The 18,693-nt window shown below is 68.7% G+C and carries 11 protein-coding genes and 2 rRNA genes; 8 read left to right on the top strand and 5 right to left on the bottom strand.

What is annotated here, in order from left to right; all coding sequences use genetic code 11:
* Nucleotides 1–99: 99 nt before the first annotated feature.
* From AC3D3D_RS04540 to AC3D3D_RS04530, 3 genes are read right to left on the bottom strand one after another with little or no spacing between them, the layout of a single operon-like run.
* Nucleotides 100–840: an SOS response-associated peptidase gene (locus AC3D3D_RS04540; protein WP_463661340.1), complete on the bottom strand. Its 741-nt coding sequence runs from the start codon at nt 838–840 to the stop codon at nt 100–102.
* A 51-nt stretch (nt 841–891) separates the two neighbouring features.
* On the bottom strand, nt 892–2,076 hold the full coding sequence (locus tag AC3D3D_RS04535) for an RNA polymerase sigma factor (RefSeq protein WP_463661341.1): 1,185 nt from the start codon (nt 2,074–2,076) through the stop codon (nt 892–894).
* Nucleotides 2,077–2,514 carry a YciI family protein gene (locus AC3D3D_RS04530; protein ID WP_463661342.1) on the bottom strand — a complete coding sequence of 146 codons (438 nt, stop codon included), beginning with the start codon at nt 2,512–2,514 and terminating at the stop codon, nt 2,077–2,079. It abuts the gene before it with no gap.
* 202 nt (nt 2,515–2,716) lie between these two features.
* Here AC3D3D_RS04530 and ligA point away from each other — a divergent pair, with 202 nt between their 5' ends.
* Complete coding sequence (ligA, locus tag AC3D3D_RS04525) at nt 2,717–5,281, top strand: NAD-dependent DNA ligase LigA (RefSeq protein WP_463661343.1); 2,565 nt, start codon at nt 2,717–2,719, stop codon at nt 5,279–5,281.
* A 9-nt stretch (nt 5,282–5,290) separates the two neighbouring features.
* Here ligA and AC3D3D_RS04520 read toward each other — a convergent pair whose 3' ends face one another.
* Nucleotides 5,291–6,541 carry a phospholipase D-like domain-containing protein gene (locus AC3D3D_RS04520; RefSeq protein ID WP_463661344.1) on the bottom strand — a complete coding sequence of 417 codons (1,251 nt, stop codon included), beginning with the start codon at nt 6,539–6,541 and terminating at the stop codon, nt 5,291–5,293.
* A gap of 76 nt (nt 6,542–6,617) precedes the next feature.
* Between AC3D3D_RS04520 and gatC the strand changes: the two genes are divergently transcribed.
* Genes gatC through AC3D3D_RS04500 form a run of 4 tightly spaced genes read left to right on the top strand, consistent with a single transcriptional unit; the run spans nt 6,618 to nt 11,437 of the window.
* Complete coding sequence (gatC, locus tag AC3D3D_RS04515) at nt 6,618–6,917, top strand: Asp-tRNA(Asn)/Glu-tRNA(Gln) amidotransferase subunit GatC (RefSeq protein WP_463661345.1); 300 nt, start codon at nt 6,618–6,620, stop codon at nt 6,915–6,917.
* Entirely contained in the window at nt 6,914–8,422 is a 1,509-nt protein-coding gene (gene gatA, locus AC3D3D_RS04510) for an Asp-tRNA(Asn)/Glu-tRNA(Gln) amidotransferase subunit GatA (protein ID WP_463661346.1), read from the top strand. The genes gatC and gatA overlap by 4 nt, the downstream gene beginning before the upstream one ends.
* On the top strand, nt 8,419–9,918 hold the full coding sequence (gene gatB, locus AC3D3D_RS04505) for an Asp-tRNA(Asn)/Glu-tRNA(Gln) amidotransferase subunit GatB (RefSeq protein ID WP_463661347.1): 1,500 nt from the start codon (nt 8,419–8,421) through the stop codon (nt 9,916–9,918). Before gatA ends, gatB begins: the two co-directional genes overlap by 4 nt.
* Nucleotides 9,919–9,973: 55 nt before the next feature.
* Complete coding sequence (locus tag AC3D3D_RS04500) at nt 9,974–11,437, top strand: NAD-dependent malic enzyme (RefSeq protein WP_463661348.1); 1,464 nt, start codon at nt 9,974–9,976, stop codon at nt 11,435–11,437.
* Nucleotides 11,438–11,672: 235 nt separating this feature from the next.
* Here AC3D3D_RS04500 and AC3D3D_RS04495 read toward each other — a convergent pair whose 3' ends face one another.
* Complete coding sequence (locus AC3D3D_RS04495) at nt 11,673–12,221, bottom strand: DoxX family protein (protein ID WP_463661349.1); 549 nt, start codon at nt 12,219–12,221, stop codon at nt 11,673–11,675.
* Between the two features lie 259 nt (nt 12,222–12,480).
* Between AC3D3D_RS04495 and AC3D3D_RS04490 the strand changes: the two genes are divergently transcribed.
* The 3 genes from AC3D3D_RS04490 to AC3D3D_RS04480 all read left to right on the top strand — a co-directional run bounded on the left by AC3D3D_RS04490 (nt 12,481) and on the right by AC3D3D_RS04480 (nt 18,661).
* Nucleotides 12,481–13,047 (top strand): DinB family protein, encoded by a 567-nt coding sequence (locus AC3D3D_RS04490; protein ID WP_463661350.1) that lies wholly within the window; start codon nt 12,481–12,483, stop codon nt 13,045–13,047.
* A 584-nt stretch (nt 13,048–13,631) separates the two neighbouring features.
* Nucleotides 13,632–15,152, top strand: a 16S ribosomal RNA gene (locus AC3D3D_RS04485).
* Nucleotides 15,153–15,552: 400 nt separating this feature from the next.
* A 23S ribosomal RNA gene (locus AC3D3D_RS04480) occupies nt 15,553–18,661 on the top strand.
* The 16S and 23S rRNA genes sit together here, the layout of an rRNA operon.
* The last annotated feature ends 32 nt before the right edge of the window (nt 18,662–18,693 follow it).

Here is an 18,693-nt window from a genome sequence, read left to right as displayed (position 1 = left end):
CCCGGGCCTGCACAGGTCGCCCGTTCCCCTGCGTCCGGTGTCCGGGCCCCGGCGCGCGGCGGCTCAGGCGGGGCGCTCAGGCGTGGACGGCCGAGGAGATCAGCTGCCGACCGGCTCCACGAGCTCGGCGGAGTTGTTGCGCGGGGTGTTGACCGCGCGGGAAACCTCGTGCCAGGTCAGCGCCGGGGTGGGGGTGCCGAGGACGGCGAGGGCCTCGGCCGGCTCGGTCACGGTCGGGTCGAGCCACAGGTCGACGTCGCCCGGCTCGAGGATGACCGGGACCCGGTCGTGGAGCTCCCGCATGGCGCCCCCGCTCGCGGCGGTGAGGATCGTCGTCGTGCACAGCCACTCGCCGTCGGGGTCGCGCCACCAGGAGAACAGGCCGGCGAACGCGATCGGGGCGCCGTCCTCGCGGGTGATGAAGTAGGGCGTCTTCGTGCCCTTCCCGGCGGCCGGGGCCTGCCACTCGTAGTAGCCGTCGGCGAGGACCAGGCACCGGTTCTTCCGCAGCGGTGACTTGAAGGAGTTCTTCTCGGCGACGGTCTCGCTGCGCGCGTTGATCATCTTGTTGCCCATCGCCGGGTCCTTCGCCCAGTGCGGCACCAGGCCCCAGCGGGCCACCTCCATGCTCCGCCTGGGCCCGGTCGGCTCGCCCGCGCCCTCGCGCCCGGCGACATTCCCCTCGGTGTCCACGAGCCGCTCGACGACGATCATCACGTCCTGCGTGGGCGCCACGTTCCACGAGGGCCGCAGGGCCGCGACCTCCTCGGCCACCGCGGTGACGTCGAAGACGTCGGCGAGATCCTGGGCCTGCCTGAAGCTGGCGTAGCGACCGCACATGCCCCCAGCGTGCCACGCGTCACCGACGCCGGTCCCGCCGTCGTGGTGCGCTCAGCCGTCGTCCCGCTCGTCCACCTTCCCGGCCGCGGCTCGGGCGCGGGCGGCCTCGCGGGCGAGGTGCTCGCGTTCGGCGACGCTCGTGGCCCGCTCGGCGGCGTCCGCGTAGAGGCGCGCGGCCGCCGCGTCCTCGCCGGCCCGGCGCCGCAGGTACGCCTCGGTCGCGGTCCGCCGCGGGACGTCGGGTCCCACCTCGGCCAGCGCCGCCAGGCCGGCGGTCGGGCCGTCAGCCTGCCCGACGGCGATCGCCCGACCCAGCCGCGCCACGGGGTTGTCGGTGAGCGCGAGCAGCTCGTCGTACCAGCCGACGATCTGCACCCAGTCCGTCTCCTCGGCGACGGCGGCATCGGCGTGCAGGGCGGCGATCGCGGCCTGCGCCTGGTACTCGCCGAGCCGGTCGTGGGCGAGGGCCGCCTGGAGGACGGCCACGCCCTCGGCGATCGCGCCGGTGTCCCACCGGGTGCGGTCCTGCTCGGCGAGGGGGACGAGCCGGCCCCGCTCGTCGGTGCGTGCCGGGCGCCGCGCGTGGTGCAGCAGCATGAGCGCCAGCAGACCGTCGACCTCGGGGTGGCGCACCGCGGCGGCCAGGCCGCGGGTGAGGCGGATCGCCTCGGCCGCGAGGTCGACGTCGCCCGCGTACCCCTCGTTGAAGACGAGGTAGAGGGTGCGCAGGACCGTGGTCACCGGGCCCGCCTCGTCCAGGCGCACGTCGGCGACGGTGCGCTTGGCCCGGCTGATCCGCTGGGCCATCGTCGCCTCGGGCACGAGGTAGGCCTCGGCGATCTGCCGCGTGGTCAGCCCGCCGACGGCCCGCAGCGTGAGCGCCACGGCCGAGGAGGCCGTCAGGCGCGGGTGCGCGCATAGGAAGTACAGCCACAGCGAGTCGTCGTGGCTCGTCACGGGGCCGGGCGCGGGCGCCTCGTGCACGACGTCCTCGCGCTGGCGACGCGCGCTGTCGGCGCGGACCTGGTCGAGGTACCGGCGCCAGGCGACGGTGACCAGCCAGGCGCGCGGGTCCGTCGGCGGCGGGTCCGGCCAGGAGCGCCAGGCCTCGAGGAGGGCCTCCTGCACGGCGTCCTCGGCGGCGGAGAAGTCGGCGCCGCGCCGGACGAGGGCCTGCAGCACGGCGGGCGCGTGCCGCCGCAGCAGGTCCTCGTCCGGCGTCGGGGTGGGGGACACTCAGCGGCGCTCGCGGGTGATGATCTCGCTCGCCTCGGTCACCGAGACCGTCGGCGCGACGAACGGACGCAGCTCGAGCCACTCGCCGATCGGGCGACCGTCCTTGCCGGGGGCGGCCGAGAGCTCACCGGCCAGCTCGAGGGCCCGCTCGTGGCTGTCGACGTCGACGATCACCCAGCCGGCGACGAGGTCCTTCGTCTCGGCGAAGGGGCCGTCGGTGCGGGGCGGCTGCCCCTCGCCGTCGAACCGGACCCACTCGCCCTCGGGCGTCAGCGCCTGGCTGTCGACGAGCTCGCCGCTGTCCCGCAGTCGCTCGACGAAGGCCTCGCCGTAGGCGAAGTGGGCCTCCATCTCGGCCTCGGTCCACTGGTCCATCGCCACGTCGTTCAGCGCGGCGGGGGCCCCGCGGTAGTGCTTGAGCATGAGATACCTGGTCATGTCGTCCTCTCCTTCACTGTCCGGCGACCCGGTGCGGTCGCTCATCCAGGGGACGGAGCCGGACCGGCGTTCTCGACATCGATCTCGACATCGTCCTCGGGGTCCGCCCCGCGGCGCCACCGGTCAGGTCCCGCACGCCGCCCTGCCCCGCCGACCCAGCCTGCCGCGCACCCGTGTCCCCGCCCTGCGCAAGGATGGGGCCATGAGCGAGACCGAGGAGCCCCGCGGGCCCGCGGGCGGCGACCTGCCCGAGGACGACGCCGTCGCCGCCGCACCCGCCACCGCCGAGGAGCGCCAGCGCTGGACCGAGCTCGTCGAGCAGGTCGAGGCCGCCCGGTGGGCCTACTACATGCGCGAGCGCCCCACGCTCTCCGACGCCGACTACGACGCCGCGTTCCGCGAGCTGGAGGACCTCGAGGAGTCCCGCCCCGACCTGCGCACCCCGGACTCGCCCACCCAGTCCGTCGGCGGCACCTACTCCACCGACTTCGCCGCCGTCGACCACGCCGAGCGGCTGTACTCCCTCGAGGACGTCTTCTCCCTCGAGGAGCTCGCCGAGTGGTTCGCCCGGATCGGTGCCGAGGTCTCCGACGCGACCGGCACCGAGGCCGACGAGGCCCCCGACGTGCCGGTGACCTGCGAGGTCAAGGTCGACGGTCTCGCCGTCAACCTCACCTACGAGGCCGGCCGGCTCACCCGCGCGGCCACCCGCGGCGACGGCGTGACCGGCGAGGACGTCACCCTCAACGTCCGCACGCTCGACTCGGTCCCGCACGTGCTCGACGGCGGCCCGCACCCCGAGAGCATGGAGGTGCGCGGGGAGGTGTTCTTCCCCGTGGCCGCCTTCGCCGAGCTCAACGAGCAGCTCGTCGCCGCGGGCAAGGCTCCCTTCGCCAACCCCCGCAACTCCGCGGCCGGCTCTCTGCGGCAGAAGGACCCGCGCATTACGGCCTCGCGCCCGCTGGACTTCCTCGCCCACGGCGTGGGCGCCGTCGTCGAGGGGGCGGACTTCTCGGTCCCGACGACGCAGCACGGCTTCTACGAGCTCCTCGCCTCCTGGGGGCTGCCGGTCTCCGAGCACACCCGCCTGCTCGCGGGGCGCACCGCCGTCGAGGGGTACATCGCCGAGCGGGGGGCCGCCCGGCACGAGGGCACCCACGAGATCGACGGCGTCGTCGTCAAGGTCGACGACCGGGCCCTGCAGCGCCGGCTCGGCCACACCTCCCGGGTCCCGCGGTGGGCGGTGGCCTACAAGTTCCCGCCCGAGGAGGTCAACACGCGCCTGCTCGACATCCGGGTCAACGTCGGCCGCACCGGCCGGGTCACGCCCTACGCGGTGATGGAGCCCGTGCTCGTGGCCGGCTCGACGGTCTCCATGGCCACCCTGCACAACGCGTCGGAGGTGGCCCGCAAGGGCGTGCTCATCGGCGACACCGTCGTGCTGCGCAAGGCCGGCGACGTCATCCCCGAGGTCGTGGCCCCCGTCGTCGACCTGCGCGACGGCACGGAGACCACCTTCGTCATGCCCGCCGACTGCCCCAGCTGCGGCACGCCCCTGGCGCCCGCCAAGGAGGCCGACGTCGACCTGCGGTGCCCCAACTCGCGCTCGTGCCCGGCCCAGCTCACCGAGCGGGTCGAGCACGTCGGCTCCCGCGGCGCCTTCGACGTCGAGGCCCTCGGCTACGAGACCGCGCTGGCGCTGACCAACCCCGACGCCACCCGCGACCCCCACGCCCCCGAGGGCCCCAGCGGCGGCCGGGAGCCGGCGCTCGCCGCGATCGAGGCCGGCCACGCGCTCATCACCGAGGACGGGGAGATCACCGACGTCGCCGACGCACCCGCGCCGCAGACCCCGGTGCTCTCGAGCGAGGCGGGCCTGTTCGACCTCACCGCCGAGGACCTGCGCGAGGTCCACGCCTACCGGCCCGAGCTCGCGCGGGAGACCGGCTCCACCTCGGGCGCCCAGGTCCGCACCGGGAACTGGACCTACCGGCGCGTGTTCTGGACCCAGCGGACGGTGCGCACCTTCAAGACCAAGGACGACGAGGTGACCCCGCCGCGCCCGACGCAGACCACCGAGAAGCTGCTCGCGGGACTGCAGGAGGCCAAGGAGAAGGACCTGTGGCGGGTGCTCGTGGCCCTGTCGATCCGGCACGTCGGGCCCACCGCGGCCCGGGCGCTCGCCACGGAGATGGGCTCGCTCGAGGCGATCTTCGCCGCGCCGCTCGAGCGACTGGCCGAGGTCGACGGCGTCGGGCCGACCATCGCGCGGTCCGTGCTCGCCTGGTACCACGGCGCCGACGCGGTCGCCGAGGGCGCGGAGGACGACGAGGACGACGACGCGACCGGCGAGATCGCCGACGGGCAGGACGGCGAGGACGCGGCCTGGCACCGCGAGATCGTCGAGCGCTGGACGGCGGCCGGGGTGCGCACGGCCCAGGAGGTCGACGACGCCACGCCCCGCACCCTGGAGGGGGTCACCGTCGTCGTCACCGGCTCGCTCGAGGGCTTCACCCGCGACTCGGCCAAGGAGGCGATCCTCGCCCGGGGCGGCAAGGCCTCGGGGTCGGTGTCGAGGAAGACCGACGTGGTCGTCGCCGGGGAGAACGCCGGGTCCAAGGAGACCAAGGCCCGTGACCTGGGGGTCCCCGTCACCGACGAGGCCGGCTTCGTCGCGCTGCTGGCCGGCGGACTCGCCGCCGTCGTCCCACCGCCCGAGGAGGAGCCGGACGGGGATCCGGACACGGGCACGGACGAGGAGTCCTGACCGGGAGGGTCAGAGCAAAGGCCCCAGGGGGCGCAGGAGCCGCTCGAGAGGGTGGCGCCACCACTCGCGGCGCCGCCACTCCTCGAGGGTCAGCGGCATCGAGTTTGTCAGGTCGGTGGCGAAGACCCGCTCCATGTGCTCGGCGAGCGAGTCGTCGTGCACCTCGAGGTTGACCTCGAAGTTGCCCTGCAGCGACATCCGGTCGATGTTCGCCGTGCCGATGGTCGTCCAGCGCCCGTCCACGGTCATCGTCTTGGCGTGCACCATCGCGTCCTTGAACAGCCACAGCTCGACGCCCGCGGTGAGCAGGTCGTCGTAGTACGGGCGCGAGACCCAGTCGGCGATGACGTGGTTGGTGCGGTGCGGGATGATCACCCGCACGCGCACCCCGCGGCGCGCGGCGGCCGTCAGGGCCCGCAGGATCTCCCGGTCGGGGATGAAGTAGGCCATCGTGATGTCGACCGACTCCGTGGCCCGGTCCAGCGCGTCGAGGTACATCCCGCGCACGGGGAAGAGCATGCGGTGGGGCGTGTTGGAGCGCGCCTCGACCTGGGCGAGCCACTCGCGCGCACCAGGGTCCGGCAGCTCGGGCAGGTTCTTCGTGCGGTGGTCGTTCCAGAAGTCGATGAAGGCGTTGGCCAGCTCCCACACCGCCGGCCCGCGCACGCGCAGGTGGGTGTCGCGCCACGTCGTGGCGTACAGGTCACCGATGTTGTACCCGCCGACGTAACCGACGGTCTCGTCGACGACGAGCAGCTTGCGGTGGTCGCGTCCGGTCTGGCGCAGGTTCCCGATGAGCAGACCCGGGCGGAAGAGCGGGAAGCGCCGCACGTGCAGGTGCGGCAGGTCCGCGAACCGGTAGAACTGCAGGCCCTGGTTGAGGTTGCCCCAGGAGTCGAAGACGACGTAGACGTCCACGCCGCGCCGGGCGGCCGCCTCGAGCGCCTCCTTGAAGCGCAGGCCTGTCGCGTCGCGCTTCCAGATGAAGGTCTCGAAGTAGACGGACTCCCGGGCGCCGTCGATCGCCTCGAGCATGTCCTCGTAGAGGTCCTGGCCGTAGGTGAAGACCTGCATCTGCGAACCGTGCACGGCCAGCTCGACCGGCGGAGTGGCGGGAAACTCCCCGCTCAGCGGCTCGCGGCGCTTGCGCAGGTTGTCGACCGTCATGATCGCGGCCGCCGCGGTCAGCTGGGCGGCCGCGGTGGCGGCGGCGATCCGGGCGCCGGTGCGCACGAGCGTGCGGGCGGTCCGTCGGGGCATGGGCCCAGCCTAGGAGACCGGGGCGCGGCCGGACGCCGTGCCCGGCGCCCACGCCACGACAACTAGACTCCCCGCCATGCCCACCTTCGACTCCGCCGAGGTCGCGCGCGTCGCGGCGCTCGCCCGCATCGAGCTGTCCCCGGACGAGGTCGAGCGCCTCGCCGGCGAGCTCGCGGTGATCACCCGCGCCGTCGAGCGCGTCTCCGAGATCGCGACGCCCGACGTCCCGCCGACCTCGCACCCGATCCCGCTGACCAACGTCTTCCGCGACGACGAGCCCACCGACGGTCTGGACCTGGCCGAGGTGCTGGCGGCCGCGCCGGCCGCCGAGGACGACCAGTTCCTCGTCCCGCAGATCCTGGGGGAGGACGCGTGAGCCGGCTGACCCGCCTGAGCGCCGCCGAGCAGGCCGAGGCGCTCGCCGCCGGAGAGGTCAGCTCGGTCGAGCTGACCCGGGCGCACCTGGACCGCACCACCGCCGTCGACGGCGACGTCCACGCCTACCTCGACGTCGACGCCGAGAAGGCGCTCGCCGCCGCCCGCGCCGCCGACGAGCGACGCGTCGGCGGTGAGGAGCTGGCACCCCTGACGGGCGTGCCGATCGCCGTCAAGGACAACATCGTCACCCACGGGCAGGTGACCACCGCCGGCTCGCGCATGCTCGAGGGCTGGGTCCCGCCCTACGACGCGACCGTCGTGAGCCGACTGCGCGCCGCGGGCCTGCCGATCCTCGGCAAGACGAACCTCGACGAGTTCGCCATGGGCTCCTCCACGGAGCACTCGGCCTTCGGCCCCACCCGCAACCCCTGGGACCTGAGCCGCATCCCGGGCGGCTCCGGCGGCGGCTCGGCGGCCGCGGTCTCCTCCTTCCAGGCGCCGGTCGCTCTCGGCTCGGACACCGGCGGCTCGATCCGCCAGCCCGCGGCCGTCACCGGCAGCGTCGGCGTCAAGCCCACCTACGGCGGGGTGTCCCGCTACGGGGCGGTCGCCCTGGCCTCCTCGCTGGACCAGATCGGGCCCGTGGCCCGCACCGTGCTCGACGCCGCGCTCGTGCACGAGACCATCGGCGGGCACGACCCGCTGGACGCCACCTCGCTGACCGACCCGGTGACCGGGCTCGTCGAGGCCGCCCGCAACGGCGAGCTCGCCGGGCTGCGCGTCGGTGTGGTCACCGAGCTGGGCGGGGAGGGCTACCAGGCCGGGGTGCGCTCCTCCTTCGACGAGGCGCTCGCGCTGCTGGAGGCCGGCGGGGCCGAGCTGCGCGAGGTCTCCTGCCCGTCGTTCACCTACGCCCTCGAGGCCTACTACCTCATCCTGCCCGCGGAGGCGTCCTCCAACCTCGCCCGCTTCGACGGCATGCGGTTCGGCCTGCGCGTCGAGCCCGCCGAGGGGCCGGTCACCGCCGAGCGCGTGATGGCCTCGACCCGTGGAGCCGGCTTCGGCGACGAGGTCAAGCGGCGGATCATCCTCGGCACGCACGCCCTGTCGGCCGGCTTCCACGACGCCTACTACCGCGCCGCCCAGCAGGTGCGCACCGTGGTGCAGCGCGACTTCGCGGCGGCCTTCGAGCAGGTCGACGTGCTCGTCTCGCCGACGTCGCCGACCACCGCCTTCCCGATCGGGGAGAAGGTCGACGACCCGCTGGCGATGTACCTCAACGACATCGCCACCATCCCGGCCAACCTCGCCGGCGTCCCGGCCCTGTCCCTGCCCTCGGGGCTGTCCGACGACGGCCTGCCGGTGGGGCTGCAGATCATCGCGCCCGCCCGCCGCGACGAGCTGCTCTACCGAGCGGGCGGTGCGCTCGAGCGGGCACTGACCCAGAAGTGGGGCGGGCCGTTGCTCGACCGGGCCCCGGAGCTGACGGAGGCGCAGCGATGAGCGACACCCTCATGCCATTCGACGAGGCGATCGGCCGGTTCGATCCGGTCATTGGCCTCGAGGTCCACGTCGAGCTGGGCACCCGCACCAAGATGTTCGACGGCGCGCTCAACGCCTTCGGCGGGGCGCCCAACACCCACGTCACCCCGGTCTCGCTGGGCCTGCCGGGCGCACTGCCGGCGGTCAACGGCAAGGCGGTCGAGCACGCGGTGACCATCGGCCTGGCGCTGGGCTGCCAGATCGCCGATTCGTGCCGTTTCGCGCGGAAGAACTACTTCTACCCGGACCTGGCGAAGAACTTCCAGACCTCCCAGTCCGACGAGCCCATCGCCTTCGACGGCGCCCTGGCCGTCGAGCTCGAGGACGGCACCGAGGTGACCGTGCCGATCGAGCGCGCCCACATGGAGGAGGACGCGGGCAAGAACACCCACGTGGGCGGGTCGACCGGACGCATCCACGGCGCCGAGTACTCCCTGGTGGACTACAACCGCGCCGGCGTCCCGCTCGTGGAGATCGTCTCCCGCCCGGTCACTGGCACCGGGGCGCGCGCCCCGGAGGTGGCCCGCGCCTACGTGCAGTCGCTGCGCGACATCTTCCGCGCGCTGGGCGTGTCCGAGGCCCGCATGGAGCGCGGCAACGTGCGCGCCGACGTCAACGTCTCCCTGCGCGAGTCGCCCGAGGCGGCGCTGGGCACCCGCACGGAGACCAAGAACGTCAACTCCTTCCGCTCGATCGAGCGGGCGGTGCGCTACGAGATCCAGCGGCAGGCGGCGATCCTGGCCGCCGGCGGCAGCGTGACCCAGGAGACCCGGCACTGGCACGAGGACACGGGCACGACCTCCCCGGGCCGGGTCAAGTCCGACGCCGAGGACTACCGCTACTTCCCCGAGCCCGACCTGGTGCCCGTCGCACCGCCGAAGGAGTGGGTCGAGGAGCTGCGCGCCCGCCTGCCCGAGATGCCCGCGGTGCGCCGTCGTCGGCTGCTGGGGGAGTGGGGCTACTCCGAGCCGGAGATGCGCGACGTCGTCAACGCGGGAGCGCTCGATCTCATCGAGGCCACCGTGGCGGCCGGTGCCACCGCCGGCGCTGCTCGCAAGTGGTGGATGGGCGAGCTGGCCCGCACCGCCAACGCCGAGGGCGTCGAGCTCGAGGCGCTGTCCGTGACCCCGCGGCAGGTCGCCGAGCTCCAGGGCCTGGTCGACGAGGGGCGCATCAACGACAAGCTCGCCCGGCAGGCGCTCGAGGGCGTGCTGGCCGGGGAGGGGTCGCCCGAGGAGGTCGTCGCGGCCCGCGGGCTCGCGGTGGTCTCCGACGACGGTCCGCTGCTCGCCGTCATCGACGAGACCCTGGCCGCACAGCCGGACATCGCCGAGAAGATCCGCTCGGGCAACCTCGGCCCGATCGGCGCCGTCATCGGCGCGGTGATGAAGGCGACCCGGGGTCAGGCCGACGCCGGACGGGTCAAGGAGCTCGTGCTCGAACGCGTGCAGTCCTGAGATAGGGCACACTTACCACTATCCGAAATAAGCATCTCGAACCACGGAGGTCCCTATGGCAGTGCCCAGTCCGTCCTACACCACGACGCTGCGTGTCCTCGTCGGCACGTCCCCGCGCGCGACGGGCGAGGTCGTCACCGCGGTGGCGGACGCCGGCGGCACCGTCATGGGAGTCGACGTCGTCCACTCCGGGGCCGAGGGCATCACGGTCGACATCACCGCCGACACGATCGACGGTGAGCACCTCGAGCGCGTGCGCACCGCCATCGAGGGGGTCGACGGCGCGACGGTCTCCAAGGTCTCCGACTCGACCTTCCTGCTGCACCTGGGCGGCAAGATCGAGGTGACCTCGAAGGTCCCGCTGCGCACCCGTCGTGACCTCTCGCGCGCCTACACCCCGGGCGTGGCCCGCGTGTGCAAGGCGATCGCCGCCAACAAGGACGACGCCCGCCGGCTGACCATCAAGCGCAACACGGTCGCGGTCGTCACCGACGGCACCGCAGTCCTCGGCCTGGGCGACATCGGCCCGGAGGCCTCCCTGCCGGTGATGGAGGGCAAGGCGGCCCTGTTCAAGGAGTTCGCCGGCGTCGACGCCTGGCCGGTCGCGCTGGACACGAAGGACACCGAGGAGATCATCTCCATCGTCAAGGCGATCGCCCCGGCCTACGGCGGCATCAACCTCGAGGACATCTCGGCGCCGCGGTGCTTCGAGATCGAGGCCCGCCTGCGCGAGGAGCTGGACATCCCGGTCTTCCACGACGACCAGCACGGCACCGCCGTCGTCGTCCTCGCCGCGCTCATCAACGCGCTGCGCATCGTGGACAAGAAGCTCTCGGACGTGAAGATCGCGATCTCCGGCGTCGGCGCCGCGGGGCACGCCATCATCCAGCTGCTCGCCGCGCAGGGCGCGACCGACATCGTGGCGTTCGGGCGCGAGGGCGCCCTGCACGCGGGCAAGGAGGAGGCCAGCGCGCAGCGGCAGTGGATCGCCGAGAACACCAACCCCACGGGCTTCACCGGCTCGCTCAAGGAGGGCATCGCCGGCACCGACGTCTTCATCGGCGTCTCCTCGGCGGACATCCTCGACGGCGACGACATCGCGACCATGGCCGACGGGGCGATCGTCTTCGCCCTGGCCAACCCGGACCCCGAGGTGGACCCCGAGGCGGCCGCCCGGACTGCGGCCGTCGTCGCCACCGGGCGCAGCGACTACCCCAACCAGATCAACAACGTCCTGGCCTTCCCCGGTCTCTTCCGGGGCCTGCTCGACGCGGGGGCGAGCCACATCGACGGCGAGATGCTGCGCGTCGCCGCCGTCGCCATCGCCGACGTGGTGGGGGCGGACGAGCTCAACCCCTCCTTCATCATCCCCGGCGTGTTCGACCCCCGCGTGGCCGAGGCCGTCTCCTCGCAGGTGCAGGCCTACGCCACGGCCCAGCTCGCGTCCGGCGCGAGCGGCAAGGACAAGCCCGTGATCGAGGGCTCCACCACCCGTGAGCCCTGGGCCGAGGTGATCTGACCCGGGATCCGACCCGGGCGGAGCGGGCGCCGGGGACCGGGCGGCCGACACGGCCGTATCGGCCCCTGAACGTCGCCGCTGCCCTGACGTTGCGGCGGCAGGGAGCGAACCGCCGGGTGATCGGACGGGTACCACCCCCTGGGCGCCCGATCTGAGCCCGGCGCACGAGAAGGGCCCGTCCTCACGGACGGGCCCTTCTCGTGCGCCGGCGTCGGGGGCGCGTGGCGGGTGCGGCTCAGCGGAGCCAGCTGTTGCCGACGATGCCGCCCCACCACTTGCCGATCCCGATCGTGTCACCGGAGAGGGTGAGGGCCGGGATGACCACGAGGAAGCCCTCGAGGACGTGGCTGTCGAGGATGGGGTTCGAGGCGGCGTCGACCGCGAAGGGCGGCTGGGCCAGGTACATGAACAGCAGGAGCAGGGCACCGGTGACGGCGGCGATCTTCAGGCCCGCGCCGCTGACGAGCGCGACGCCGATGCCGAGCAGGCCGGCCATGAACAGCACGTCGCCGAACGGGTTGGCGAAGAGCTCGAAGAAGCCGCCGAGCGGCCCGTTGACGGCGACGTTGTTGATGTACCCCTGTGCGGGGGTGCCGCCGTTGAGCCAGGAGTTCTCCGGCTGGGTGGCGAACCCGAGGCCGAAGGTCTTGTCGACGAAGGCCCACAGGAAGTAGAGGCCGATGCCGATGCGGGAGAGCCCGAGGAACACGCGGGCCGACGAGCTCTTGACGATGTCTTCCTGGTAGACCGTGGCGGCCCGGGTGCCGGCGGTGGTGGTGGCCATGGCGGACTCCTTGTGGTTGGGGCAGCGGCTGGGTCGCTGCTCGATCGGTACAGGAAGATGATGGCCCGCCCGCAAGCGCGTGGGGTGGGCTGAAAGTCCCGATTGTCGAGAACGTCGGCGGACGCCCGTCGGTGGGTCCGTCCGAGGGCCGTCGGATGGTGGAGCGGTGCACGGACGCAGCGGCCGGGCGGTCGGTCACTACCCTCGTGGGATGCCGGACGACCAGAGGACCCATGATCTGCCGTACGACGCTGGGACCATGGGGGAGCAGGGCAGCGTCGACGAGCACGGTCGCAGCGAGGCACGCACCGGTCTCGACGAGGCCGGCACCGTGCTCGGGTTCCTCGACTTCCTGCGGGGGACGGTCGAGTGGAAGACACGCGGCCTCACGGCCGACCAGATGGCGCAGACCCGCCCACCGTCGACGATGACGCTGGGCGGCATGCTCGGGCACCTGGCATTCGTGGAGGACTACTGGATCAGCTACTGCCTGGGCGGGACCTGGACCGAGAACGTCGGGACCGACGAGCAGTGGGCGGCCGACCCGGACCATGACTGGCGCACGGGCGAGGGCGCCGAACCGGAGGACGTGCGCGGCCGGTGGCTGGGCGCCGTGGCCCGCTCACGCGCGGTCACCGGGCGGCTGCTGTCCGACGGCGCGGCGGCCGGCGACCCTCTCGGGGCGACCGTCGTCCGTGACGTCGACCGGGAGGACCCGCCGGCGACGGCGCGATGGGTACTCGTCCACCTGGTCGAGGAGTACGGCCGGCACGCGGGGCACGTCGACCTCCTCCGGGAGTCCGTGGACGGGCTCGTCGGGGAGTAGGAAGAAGCCAGGAAACCGCGGGATCCCGGGCGAAACCGACCTTGTGACCGAGCGCACTCGCCACCGGCTTGCTCGTCGAGCCGACGGCGACCTAATCTCTACGAGGCCTGAACGGGACAGACGGACACCAGCTGGTGGCCGAACCCGGAGGCCAACCGACAAACACCGGCCCTGGCCGGTGCGCGCCGGGACCGGAAGTTGAACGGCCGGAGAACAGCTCGGATCGAGCGGTTTGACAGCCGAGAAACAGAAGGATAAGATAGTTAAGTTGCCCTGATGCTGGGTCTGCTGCTTGTGGTGGTGGGCTGGTGTTGTGGGTGGGTTGTTTGAGAACTCAACAGTGCGTGATTGTTTTTGATGCCATGTGTGTGGGGGCATTGCGTGGGCCGTTGCCGTTGTGGTGGTGGTTCGTGTGGTGTTTCTGCATGTTTTTGTTTGTTTATTTTGGTCCTGCCTGGCTGCCGGTTGGTGGTGGGGTGGGGTTTTGTTGGGATCGCTCTGCTGCCGGTTGGTGGTGGGGTTGGTCTTCGTATGGATGGTCATGCCTGGCGTCCCCGTTGTTGGGGTGTTGGGTGTGCGTGTTTTTTACGGAGAGTTTGATCCTGGCTCAGGACGAACGCTGGCGGCGTGCTTAACACATGCAAGTCGAACGGTGAAGCTCAGCTTGCTGGGTGGATCAGTGGCGAACGGGTGAGTAACACGTGAGTAACCTGCCCTCCACTTCGGGATAACCTCGGGAAATCGGGGCTAATACCGGATATGACATTGCCTCGCATGGGGTGGTGTGGAAAGATTTATTGGTGGGGGATGGGCTCGCGGCCTATCAGCTTGTTGGTGGGGTAATGGCCTACCAAGGCGTCGACGGGTAGCCGGCCTGAGAGGGTGACCGGCCACACTGGGACTGAGACACGGCCCAGACTCCTACGGGAGGCAGCAGTGGGGAATATTGCACAATGGGCGGAAGCCTGATGCAGCGACGCCGCGTGAGGGATGACGGCCTTCGGGTTGTAAACCTCTTTCAGCAGGGAAGAAGCGAAAGTGACGGTACCTGCAGAAGAAGCGCCGGCTAACTACGTGCCAGCAGCCGCGGTAATACGTAGGGCGCAAGCGTTGTCCGGAATTATTGGGCGTAAAGAGCTCGTAGGCGGTTTGTCGCGTCTGCTGTGAAAACGCGGGGCTCAACCCCGCGCCTGCAGTGGGTACGGGCAGACTAGAGTGTGGTAGGGGAGACTGGAATTCCTGGTGTAGCGGTAAAATGCGCAGATATCAGGAGGAACACCGGTGGCGAAGGCGGGTCTCTGGGCCATCACTGACGCTGAGGAGCGAAAGCATGGGTAGCGAACAGGATTAGATACCCTGGTAGTCCATGCCGTAAACGTTGGGCACTAGGTGTGGGGCCTGTTTCCACGGGTTCCGCGCCGTAGCTAACGCACTAAGTGCCCCGCCTGGGGAGTACGGTCGCAAGGCTAAAACTCAAAGGAATTGACGGGGGCCCGCACAAGCGGCGGAGCATGCTGATTAATTCGATGCAACGCGAAGAACCTTACCAAGGCTTGACATATACCGGAAACATCCAGAGATGGGTGCCCCGTAAGGTCGGTATACAGGTGGTGCATGGTTGTCGTCAGCTCGTGTCGTGAGATGTTGGGTTAAGTCCCGCAACGAGCGCAACCCTTGTCCTGTGTTGCCAGCACGTGATGGTGGGGACTCATGGGAGACTGCCGGGGTCAACTCGGAGGAAGGTGGGGATGACGTCAAATCATCATGCCCCTTATGTCTTGGGCTTCAAGCATGCTACAATGGCCGGTACAAAGGGCTGCGATACCGTGAGGTGGAGCTAATCCCAGAAAGCCGGTCTCAGTTCGGATTGGGGTCTGCAACTCGACCCCATGAAGTCGGAGTCGCTAGTAATCGCAGATCAGCAACGCTGCGGTGAATACGTTCCCGGGCCTTGTACACACCGCCCGTCACGTCACGAAAGTCGGTAACACCCGAAGCCGGTGGCCCAACCCTTGTGGGGGGAGCCGTCGAAGGTGGGACTGGCGATTGGGACGAAGTCGTAACAAGGTAGCCGTACCGGAAGGTGCGGCTGGATCACCTCCTTTCTAAGGAGCACGTAGAGTACCTGCGCATCACACCCGATGGTTTCCCGTTGTCTGTGCGCCTGATTGGCGTGTGGTTCGGGGGTGTTGGGTGTGGTGGTGGGTGGGCCCGACCGGGTTTGCCTGGCCCCGTTTGTGGGGCGTGGGGCGTGTTCGTGGGTGGAACGTCGAGAGCTGTCACGCGCTGTTGGGTCCTGAGACCATCCACCCCTGCTGGTTGGGGTTGTGTGTGTCTTTGGTGGCCCTGCTCCTGGCCCTGCCACGCAGTACGTGTGGTGGTGGGTGGGGGTGTGGGTGGGTTGTTTGAGAACTGTACAGTGGACGCGAGCATCTTTGTATGTTTTGTTGAGTTTTGTGTTGTGTTTTGTTTCCTGGTGGCCTGCCGCCTTGTGTGGTGGGTTGTTGGGAAGTTTTTAAGAGCATTCGGTGGATGCCTTGGCACCAGGAGCCGATGAAGGACGTCGTAGCCTGCGATAAGCCGCGGGGAGCTGGCAAACGAGCTGTGATCCGTGGATGTCCGAATGGGGGAACCCGGCCGCCGTCATGGGCGGTCACGCGCGTCTGAATGTATAGGACGTGTGAGGGAACGCGGGGAAGTGAAACATCTCAGTACCCGCAGGAAGAGATATTCCGTGAGTAGTGGCGAGCGAAAGCGGATCAGGCTAAACCGTGCGTGCGTGAGAGCCGGCAGGCGTTGTGCGTGCGGGGTTGTGGGACGTGTTCGTTCCTCTCTGCCGGGAGGGGCGCTGTGGCATCGTGTGGGAGCTGAAAGGTCTGGGAAGGCCTGGCGTAGAGGGTGAGACCCCTGTAGGCGTACCGTGCGTGTCGTGGTGTGGATGTGTTCCCGAGTAGCACCGGGCCCGTGAAATCCGGTGTGAATCTGGCAAGACCACTTGCTAAGCCTAAATACTACCTGGTGACCGATAGCGGACTAGTACCGTGAGGGAAAGGTGAAAAGTACCCCGGGAGGGGAGTGAAATAGTACCTGAAACCGGATGCTTACAATCCGTCGGAGCCTCCTTGGTTGGGGTGACGGCGTGCCTTTTGAAGAATGAGCCTGCGAGTTAGTGGCGTGTGGCGAGGTTAACCCGTGTGGGGAAGCCGTAGCGAAAGCGAGTCCGAACAGGGCGGCCAGTCGCGCGTTCTAGACCCGAAGCGAAGTGATCTACCCATGGGCAGGTTGAAGCACGTGTAAGAGCGTGTGGAGGACCGAACCCACTTAGGTTGAAAACTGAGGGGATGACCTGTGGGTAGGGGTGAAAGGCCAATCAAACTTCGTGATAGCTGGTTCTCCCCGAAATGCATTTAGGTGCAGCGTCGCGTGCTTCTTGCCGGAGGTAGAGCTACTGGATGGCCGATGGGCCCTACAAGGTTACTGACGTCAGCCAAACTCCGAATGCCGGTAAGTGTGAGCGTGGCAGTGAGACTGCGGGGGATAAGCTTCGTAGTCGAGAGGGAAACAGCCCAGATCATCGGCTAAGGCCCCTAAGCGTGTGCTAAGTGGGAAAGGATGTGGAGTTGCAGTGACAACCAGGAGGTTGGCTTAGAAGCAGCCATCCTTGAAAGAGTGCGTAATAGCTCACTGGTCAAGTGATTCCGCGCCGACAATGTAGCGGGGCTCAAGCACACCGCCGAAGCCGTGGCACCATGACATGTCCCTAGCTCCTTTGGGGTTCAGGGGTCGTGGTGGGTAGGGGAGCGTCGCGTGGGAGGTGAAGCTGCGGGGTGACCCAGTGGTGGATCCTACGCGAGTGAGAATGCAGGCATGAGTAGCGAATGACGGGTGAGAACCCCGTCCGCCGAATGACCAAGGGTTCCAGGGCCAGGTTAATCCGCCCTGGGTTAGTCGGGACCTAAGGCGAGGCCGACAGGCGTAGTCGATGGACAACGGGTTGATACTCCCGTGACCGGCGAAGGACCGCCCATACCGAGGCCGGTGATGCTAACCACCCAAACCACTGCCTGTGGCCCTTCGGGGTCTGGTGGTGGGGCGCGTGGGACCCGATCCGGTAGTAGGTAAGCGTATTAACAGGGGTGACGCAGGAAGGTAGCCGCGCGATCCTAATGGCTTGGATCGTTCAAGGGTGCAGGGCGAGGTGCAGGCAAATCCGCATCTCATATAGCTCAAGGCCGGATGATGACACCGTATGGTGGAAAGTGGTGATCCTATGCTGCCAAGAAAAACCTCGACGCGAGGGACTAGCCGCCCGTACCCTAAACCGACTCAGGTGGTCAGGTAGAGAATACTAAGGCGATCGAGATAATCATGGTTAAGGAACTCGGCAAAATGCCCCCGTAACTTCGGGAGAAGGGGGGCCCTATGGGTGATCACCTCTTGCGGGTGTGAGCCTGGCGGGCCGCAGAGACCAGGGAGAAGCGACTGTTTACTAAAAACACAGGTCCGTGCGAAGTCGCAAGACGATGTATACGGACTGACGCCTGCCCGGTGCTGGAAGGTTAAGAGGACGGGTCAACCCCCTTGTGGGGTGAAGCTCAGAATTTAAGCCCCAGTAAACGGCGGTGGTAACTATAACCATCCTAAGGTAGCGAAATTCCTTGTCGGGTAAGTTCCGACCTGCACGAATGGCGTAACGACTTCTCCGCTGTCTCGACCATGAACTCGGCGAAATTGCATTACGAGTAAAGATGCTCGTTACGCGCAGCAGGACGGAAAGACCCCGGGACCTTTACTATAGCTTGGTATTGGTGTTGGGTACGGCTTGTGTAGGATAGGTGGGAGACTGTGAAGCATGCACGCCAGTGTGTGTGGAGTCGTCGTTGAAATACCACTCTGGTCGTTCCTAACGTCTAACCTCGGTCCGTGATCCGGATCAGGGACATTGCCTGGTGGGTAGTTTAACTGGGGCGGTTGCCTCCTAAAGAGTAACGGAGGCGCTCAAAGGTTCCCTCAGCCTGGTTGGCAATCAGGTGTTGAGTGCAAGTGCACAAGGGAGCTTGACTGCGAGACAGACATGTCGAGCAGGGACGAAAGTCGGAACTAGTGACCCGGCGGTGGCTTGTGGAAGCGCCGTCGCTCAACGGATAAAAGGTACCCCGGGGATAACAGGCTGATCTTGCCCAAGAGTCCATATCGACGGCATGGTTTGGCACCTCGATGTCGGCTCGTCGCATCCTGGGGCTGGAGTAGGTCCCAAGGGTTGGGCTGTTCGCCCATTAAAGCGGTACGCGAGCTGGGTTTAGAACGTCGTGAGACAGTTCGGTCCCTATCCGCTGCGCGCGCAGGAAACTTGAGAAGGGCTGTCCCTAGTACGAGAGGACCGGGACGGACGAACCTCTGGTGTGCCAGTTGTTCCGCCAGGAGCATGGCTGGTTGGCTACGTTCGGGAGGGATAACCGCTGAAAGCATCTAAGCGGGAAGCCTGCTTCAAGATGAGGTTTCCACCACCTTTGGGTGGGAAGGCCCCCTATAGACCATGGGGTTGATAGGCCGGATGTGGAAGCGGCGAAAGTCGTGAAGCTGACCGGTACTAATTGGCCGACAACTTCTCATACACCAACCCCCGCACATGTTTGGGGGTAGGCC

It is taken from the genome of Georgenia sp. X1117 (assembly GCF_057784635.1).
The sequence above is the reverse complement of the archived record's forward strand: the minus strand, read 5'-3'. Positions and strand labels throughout refer to the sequence as shown.